Annotated in this window: 4 protein-coding genes; all 4 read right to left on the reverse strand. The window is 64.3% G+C overall.

Annotated elements, in window-relative coordinates; genetic code table 11:
* Positions 1–734, reverse strand: a 734-nt coding sequence (locus ACIQ17_RS31580) for an ABC transporter substrate-binding protein (RefSeq protein ID WP_398473465.1), incomplete at its 3' end; no start/stop codon positions are given.
* Between the two features lie 79 nt (positions 735–813).
* On the reverse strand, positions 814–2,016 hold the full coding sequence (locus tag ACIQ17_RS31585) for a 2Fe-2S iron-sulfur cluster-binding protein (RefSeq protein WP_398473466.1): 1,203 nt from the start codon (positions 2,014–2,016) through the stop codon (positions 814–816).
* Positions 2,013–2,846 carry an FAD binding domain-containing protein gene (locus ACIQ17_RS31590; RefSeq protein ID WP_398473467.1) on the reverse strand — a complete coding sequence of 278 codons (834 nt, stop codon included), beginning with the start codon at positions 2,844–2,846 and terminating at the stop codon, positions 2,013–2,015. Before ACIQ17_RS31590 ends, ACIQ17_RS31585 begins: the two co-directional genes overlap by 4 nt.
* Positions 2,843–4,186 (reverse strand): xanthine dehydrogenase family protein molybdopterin-binding subunit (locus tag ACIQ17_RS31595; RefSeq protein WP_398473468.1); only part of this gene is annotated, 1,344 nt, incomplete at its 5' end. The genes ACIQ17_RS31590 and ACIQ17_RS31595, both read right to left, overlap by 4 nt.

The following is a 4,186-nucleotide window of genomic DNA, read 5'->3' on the forward strand; positions in this document are numbered from 1 at the left end:
CGCTTCTTCAAGCCGAGGGCCGCCGCCTGCTTGAAGATCAGGGTCAGCTGATCGACGGCTGCCGTGATGATCACGGTCTCGGAATCCGTTGCCTTGATCTTGGCGAGCTGGGCGCTCATGTCCTGCGCGGACTGGTCCATGGTTTCGGTGAGACCGATGGTGATGCCCTTTTCCTTCATCATCTTGCTGAAGTCCTCGGCGGTGCCGCGGCCCCAGTCATTGTTGATGACGAGGAAATCGACCTTCTTCAGCGCCAGCTTGTCGACGATGCCCTTGAACGCAGCCGCTTCGACGAAAGACGGCGGCGAGATGCGGAACACATAGGGATTGCCGGATGTGGTGATCTTCGAAGCCGACGAGGTCTCGACGACCATCGCGGTTTCATACTCGACGAGTTTCGGCATCACGGCCAGCGTCAGGCTGGAGCCCCAGGCGCCGAGCAGCACGGGCGTCTTGTCGCGGGTGATCAGCTTCTCGGCGACGGCTGCGGCCTCGGTCGGATTGCTCTTGTTGTCTTCGATGACGAGTTCGATCTTCTTGCCGAGCACACCACCCTTGGCATTGATCTCGTCGGCTGCGATCTTGGCGCCATTGACGACATAAGTGCCCGACGCGGCGAAGGCGCCGGTCAGCGGCTCGTTGACGCCGATCTTGATGGTCTGCGCATAGGCTGTGGTGCCAAGAAAGGCGAGCGCGAGAGCGGTTGCCGTGGCAGCCTTGAATGTCCGTATCATGTGGTCCTCCAGTAAAACGCTGATGAAAACTGCGCCGTCCAAACCTCGCCGCCGCGTGTGATGCGCGAGCGTCGATCTCTCATGCTGCGCCTCCGCGGCCGGTGAGCCGCTGCAGCAATCGTGCCGCACGGTCACGCAGGAGCCCGAAGACCAGCGAAATTCCGTTCAGGTCTGCCGCTGCGGCAGGCGCAGCGGTCATGTCGCCGGACAAACGCCGATCGAGATTGGCGGCGAATTCGCCGACCAGCCGCGTCGCGAGATCACGCACGAGGCCGCTGCGGCCGACCTGAGCCAACATCCCGGTCAGGCTGTAGCCAATGGCGAGTTCGACACGCGTGGCAGAACCATCGTTCTCCGGCAGGAGCCGGTAGCGGATTTCCCCTTGGGTCGTGGAGCGGCTGCGCTGATCGTTGCCGATGCCGACGATGCGACCAGCAAGGTTGGCCTCATCGCGCGCGACGCGCGCAGCACCGTTGAAGTTGGCGGAGATCGGGCCGATCTTGACCTTGATGGCGCCCTCGACGCGCTCGGGGCGTGGCGTGCCGGAAAGCATCGCGCCGGGCAGGCAGGATGCGACCGCGGCGATGTCGTCGAACAGTGCGAACACCTTTGCAGGGGGATGTGCGACGGTGAAGCTCTGCTCCATCACCGTCGATGGTGTGAAGTCGGGAATGGTGAGCGGCGCGATGGTGGCGGCAGCCTCGGTCGCGATCGGGGTTGTCGGCGCAAGTTTCTGCGAAACGGTGCAGGCGTTGTGTCCTGAACCTGCGGGGCCACGCAAAGTTCGCCCGGCATGCGGCTCGAACGCGATGTCGCGGGCACGTCGGGCTTCGATCACCGATTTCACGGCACGGACGATGCCGACATAACCGGTGCAGCGGCACAGGTTGCCGCTCATGCCGATGCGGATCGCGTTTTCGTCTGCCTCGGGCAGGCGCAGGACGAGATCGCGTGCCGAGACCAGCATGCCGGGCGTGCAGTAACCGCACTGCAAGGCATGTTCGCGGGTGAAGGCGGCACGCAGCTCGGTGGCGATCTCGTCGTTGTCGAGCCCCTCGATGGTTGTGATGTCAGCGCCATCGCAGGCGGTGGCGAAGGTGATGCAGGAACGCGTCGGCACGCCATCGACGAGAATCGTGCAGGCGCCACAGACGCCGTGCTCGCAGCCGAGATGCGTGCCGGTGAGGTCCAGCGTGTCGCGCATCATGTCGGCGAGGCTGGTGCGCGGCTCGATGGCGCGCTGTACGTTGCGCTTGTTGACGATGAGTTCGACGGTGTTCATGCGGCCTCCGCAATGGCTTTGCGCAGGACGGCGACGTGCATATGCCGGTCGACCGCATCACTCATGCCGGCATTTGTCAGCAGCCGGTCGGCGACGCGAGCGTCGAAACGCGATTTGAAGTCACCGTCGATCTTGCCGCCGAAAAGCTCTGCGGCGGCATCGACAACAACGGGGGCGGCTTCGACGGCACCGATGACGATCCGTGCCTTGCCGGCATCGGGATCAATCAGCACGGCGCCGATGGCATGGGCGAATTCCCCGGTCTTGCGGCAGCTCTTCACATAGGCCCAGCGCGCTGTCGGCGACATCACAGGCACATGCACGGCCTCCAGCATCTCGTCGGGCTCGATCACGCTTTCCAGAGCACCAAGGATGAAGTCCCGCATGGCCACGCGCCGGGCACCCTCGGCGCTGCGCAGCGACAGGGATGCGCCAAGCGCGATGAGCGACGAGACCCAATCCGCGGATGGATCGGCATGGCTGAGCGAGCCACCGATGGTGCCGCGATTGCGGACGGCACGATAGGCGATGTTGGTCGCGACCCGCTGCATGGCACCACGGGTCACATCAGGAACGCGGCCGTCCTCGATATCGGCATGCGTGATGCAGGCGCCGAGCGTCAGCACGTTGCGATCCATGTCGGCGCGCTTCAATTCAGCAATGCCGGTGATGTCGAGAATGGTATCGGGCGCGACCAGGCGCAGGTTGAGCATCGGGCCGAGCGACTGGCCACCGGCGATGATTTTCACCATGCCTTCTGCGCCTGTCATGACGGACAGGGCCGAGACAATGTCGCGCGGGCGCTCATAACTGAAAGATGGCGGCTTCATGCTGCCGGCCTTTCCGCTTCGCGCGCGGCGAGGATGGCCTCGACGATCCGCTTCGGCGTGATCGGGGAATGCAGCATCTCGGCGCCGAGGCCGCGCAGTGCATCATTGACTGCATTGCCGATCGCTGCCGGCGGCGCAATGGCACCGCCTTCGCCGATGCCCTTCACGCCGAACTTGGTGTAGGGCGATGGCGTCTCCATGTGGTCAAGCCATGGCTCCGGCACTTCGGTCGGGCCGGGCAGGAGATAGTCCGCCAATGTGGTGTTGAGGGGCTGGCCGGCGCGGTCGAACGGCATCTCCTCATAGAGCGCCGTGCCGATGCCCTGGGCGAGGCCGCCATAGATCTGGCCGTCGACGATCATCGGATTGACCAGCACGCCGCCGTCTTCGACGATCACATAGTCGAGGATTTCGACATCGCCGAGATCGGGATCGACGGCGACGGTCACGGCATGGGCGGCATAGCTGAATGTGCCGGTGTCGCGCTTCGGCTTATAGCCGGAGGTCGCCTCGAGCCCTGCGGGATCGACATCGCCCGGCAGATCCTGCGGGCGGCGATACCAGGTGTGCGCAATCTCCTTCAGCGTCACGCTGCCATTCGGTCCGCGGATCTCGCCATCCACCAGCACGACGCTGCCTTCATCGACCTGCAGCAGTTTTGCGCCGATCTTCTTTGCACGCTCGGCGAGTTCGTGACATGCGGTGGCCACGGCGCCGCCGGCCATCACCATGGCCCGCGACCCCCAGGTGCCAGTCGAATAAGGCGTCATCGTCGTATCGCCATGCACCAGGCGGATTTTTGCGATGTCGATTCCAAGCAGCTCGTTGGCGACCTGAGCCATGGTGGTTTCCATGCCCTGGCCATGCGAGTGCACGCCGACCCGCAGTTCGAGGCCGCCATCGGGCGTCATGCGCGCCGTCGCCTGTTCATGACCGGGCACCATGGGAATGCCCCAGCCTGAATAGACCGAGGTGCCATGTGCCGCCTGTTCGCAATAGATCGACAGGCCGATGCCGATCAGGCGGCCGTCATTTTCGCCCTTGCGCTGGCGCGCGCGGATGGCGTCGACATCGATCTGCTTGAGCGCGCGGCGCATCGCTTCGGGATAATCGCCGCTGTCGAAGTGCTTCTTGGTGATGTTGTCGAACGGCATCTGCTCCGGACCGGGCAGATTGCGCAGGCGAACGTCGCCGGGCTCAAGGCCAGCTTCCGCGGCGACGAGATCGAGCATCAGTTCGAGTGCAAAGCAGACGCCGGTGCGCGCGACGCCGCGATAGGGCAGGATCGGGCATTTGTTGGTGGCAACCGAGAAGGTGCGGCACCGATAGGCCGGCATCTT

Source organism: Tardiphaga sp. (genome assembly GCF_044340795.1).
Lineage (GTDB): Bacteria > Pseudomonadota > Alphaproteobacteria > Rhizobiales > Xanthobacteraceae > Tardiphaga.